The organism is Polaromonas sp. P1_E1_2, from assembly GCF_056406035.1.
Map to the genome: position 1 here is coordinate 1 of NZ_JBFUAZ010000500.1, position 3,180 is coordinate 3,180.

The following is a 3,180-nucleotide window of genomic DNA, read 5'->3' on the forward strand; positions in this document are numbered from 1 at the left end:
GGATGTAGCGGAACACAGCGAACTTGCTGGCGCCGTCGATGCGCGCGGCCTGGTAGTAGGCGTCCGGAATCGAGCGCAAGCCCGCGTAGCCCAGCAGCGCCACCAGCGGCGTCCAGTGCCAGACATCCATCATGAGCACCGTCACCCAGGCGTGCGTGGCATTGCCGGTGTAGCTGTAGTCAAAGCCCATCTTTTGCAGCATCGCGCCCAAAAGGCCAATGTCAGCCCGGCCATAGATCTGCCAGATAGTGCCCACCACGTTCCACGGAATCAGCAGTGAGAGCGAAACGAGCACCAGCACCAACGAGGCCTTCCAGCCTTGCGCCGGCATGGACAGCGCGAGTGCGATGCCCAGCGGAATTTCGACCGCCAGCACGGCCAGCGAGAACGTCAGTTGCCGCCAGAGTGCCGCATGCAGTTCTTCGTCACGCATGACGGATACAAACCACTCAGTGCCGACAAACACGCGCCGCTCGGGCGAGATGATGTCCTGCACCGAATAGTTAACCACGGTCATCAGCGGCAGAATGGCGGAGAACGCCACGCAGATGATGACGGGCAGCACCAGCAGCCAGGCCTTTTGATTAACGGGCTTAGTCGTCGTGCTCATGCATCCACCAGTTCGTCATTGAGGTACAGGCAGGTGTGTGGCCCCATCACCTGCAGCCAGACCTCCTCGCCAACTTGCGGCGCGCGGGAAGCCGGGTTCAACCGGGCCTTGATCGTGTGTTCACCGATCCGCGCCGTCAGCATCCAGTGCGTGCCGATGTCCTGCACCAGCGTGACAGTGAACGGCAGCGCCGCCGGGTCACCCGGCGCCGTCTTCGCCACGTATTCAGGGCGCACACCCAGCTTGAGCTCGCCGTCGGGCATGGCACGTTCAGGCGGGAGCGCCAACGGCCGCTCCGCGACGCGTAGCGCGCCACCGACGACGGTGGCCGGCAAGAAGTTCATGCCGGGCGATCCGATGAAGTGGCCTACAAACGTATGGCGGGGGCGCCCAAACAGTGCATCGGCCGAGCCCGTCTGCACAGCGCGGCCGCGCGTCATCACCACCACCTCTTCGGCAAAGGTCAAAGCCTCCACCTGGTCGTGTGTCACATAAATCAGGGTGAGCTTCAATTCATGGTGAATCTGCTTGAGCTTGCGCCGCAGTTGCCATTTCAGGTGCGGGTCGATCACCGTGAGCGGCTCGTCAAACAGCACAGCAGACACATCGGGCCGCACAAGGCCGCGGCCCAGCGAAATTTTCTGCTTGGCATCTGCTGCAAGCCCAGCCGCGCGGTGGTTGAGCTGGCCGCTCATGTCCAGCATCTCGGCAATTTCACCAACGCGTTTTTTGATCTGGTCTTCCGGCACCTTGCGGTTGCGCAGCGGAAACGCCAGGTTTTCAGCCACAGTCATGGTGTCGTAGATCACCGGGAACTGGAACACCTGCGCAATATTGCGCTGCTGCGGCGAGGCGTGCGTCACATCTACGCCGTCAAACTTGACCGTGCCCTGCGACGGCACAAGCAAGCCCGACATGATGTTGAGCATGGTGGTCTTGCCGCAGCCTGAGGGACCAAGCAATGCATAGGCGCCGCCATCGCGAAAACTCATGGTGAGCGGGAGCAACGCGTAGTCGCTGTCCTCGCGCGGATTCGGCCGGTAAGCATGGGCCAGGTCGAGATCAATACGCGCCATAAGGCCTCCACAACACGGCAGCCGATGCAAAAAGGTGCTTCACGCAAGTCCCCCCCTGCGCTCTGGCGCCAGCAGCAAAGCGCCGGTTGCATCAAAGACATACACCTGGGCAGGGCTGAGAAACAGCGTGATGGGCGCACCCAACTCAAAGTAATGCACACCGGTCAGTTGCGCCACCAGTTCGCCCACCGCCGTGGCAACGTGGACAAAAGTGTCGGAACCCGAAATTTCAGCCAACTCGACCTTTCCCGGCAACGCCACATCACCCTCACGCTTTTGGACGCGCAGGGCGCTGCCGCGAACACCGGCCGTGAGGGTGGCCAGGTTTTGCGCCGGCGCATCGGGCAAGGCCAGCGCCAGGGTGGGCCCTGCCGCCAGCTGCAATCCCTGCGCTGCGGGCAGTGCCGCTATCAGATTCATGGGCGGATCGCTGAAGGCACGCGCAACGCGCAAGGATCGTGGCGAGTGGAAGACCTCGGCGGTCGGGCCGTACTGCAGCAGTTCACCACCGTCCATCACAGCGGTATAGCCCCCCAGCAGCAGAGCCTCGCCAGGCTCGGTGGTGGCATAGATCACGGTGGAATCGCCGGCTGCAAAAAGCTGGGTCAGCTCTTCGCGCAATTCCTCGCGCAGCTTGTAATCCAGATTGACCAGCGGTTCGTCCAGCAACATCAGGGGAGCCCCTTTGGCCAGTGCGCGTGCGAGGGCCACCCGCTGTTGCTGCCCACCCGACAGCTCGGCCGGGTAGCGGTCCAGGAACATCTCGATGTGCAGGCGTTCGGCCAGTTTGCGCACCGTCTGATCGATGTCTTTTTCCCCTCGCAGCTTCAGCGGCGAGGCGATGTTGTCCGCCACCCGCAGCGAGGGGTAGTTGATGAACTGCTGGTAGACCATGGCGACGTTCCGCTCGCGCACCGGCATGCCGGTCACATCGGCGTCGTTCACCATGACTTTCCCCTGCGTGGGGACATCCAGGCCCGCCATGATGCGCATCAGGCTGGTTTTTCCGGCCTGCGTTGCGCCCAGCAGCACCGTGACTTCGCCGCTGCGCGGCGCCAGGTTCATTTCATAAAGCCATTGTTCGGCGCCGACTTTTTTGCTGATGTGGTCCAGGGTCAGCTGCATCACGCGCCTCTTCTGAACAACCGGCCGTCCCAGGCGCGTTGCAGCGACCCAAAACGGCGGTGGGGCCTCTGTGCCAGGGCATTGGCAGGCAGACAAAAAGAAACAGTAGACAAGAGGAAGGCTCCCGGCGAAACTTTGAGGAAGTTCGGTTTTTTTCTATTTTTCTTCTTTTTTGATTGTTTTATCTACTTGTTTTCCCTTATCTGTTTCCTTTTGTTTCGATATAAAGTTTCCAGACCTCCACGATTCCTTCAAACTTGAACCCGCGTGAACTCCAACCCCAGGCAAATCAAGCTCCTTGACGTCGTGCGAACCCACGGATCGGCCTCCGTCGAGCAGCTTGCAGAAAAATTGGACGTGACCTTGCAG

4 protein-coding genes are annotated in these 3,180 nt (G+C 61.2%); 1 reads left to right on the forward strand and 3 read right to left on the reverse strand.

Features of this window, described 5'->3' with window-relative positions; genetic code table 11:
* From AC1D1P_RS18835 to AC1D1P_RS18845, 3 genes are all read right to left on the reverse strand, one after another.
* Positions 1–610: carbohydrate ABC transporter permease (locus AC1D1P_RS18835; RefSeq protein ID WP_477674019.1), on the reverse strand; the 610-nt coding region annotated here is incomplete at its 3' end.
* On the reverse strand, positions 607–1,686 hold the full coding sequence (locus tag AC1D1P_RS18840; protein ID WP_477674020.1) for an ABC transporter ATP-binding protein: 1,080 nt from the start codon (positions 1,684–1,686) through the stop codon (positions 607–609). The genes AC1D1P_RS18840 and AC1D1P_RS18835, both read right to left, overlap by 4 nt.
* Before the next feature lie 39 nt (positions 1,687–1,725).
* Positions 1,726–2,811 carry an ABC transporter ATP-binding protein gene (locus tag AC1D1P_RS18845; RefSeq protein ID WP_477668932.1) on the reverse strand — a complete coding sequence of 362 codons (1,086 nt, stop codon included), beginning with the start codon at positions 2,809–2,811 and terminating at the stop codon, positions 1,726–1,728.
* Positions 2,812–3,078: 267 nt separating this feature from the next.
* On the opposite strand from AC1D1P_RS18845, the gene AC1D1P_RS18850 reads away from it, so the two are divergent.
* The coding region (locus tag AC1D1P_RS18850) for a DeoR family transcriptional regulator (RefSeq protein WP_477674021.1) at positions 3,079–3,180 on the forward strand (102 nt) is incomplete at its 3' end.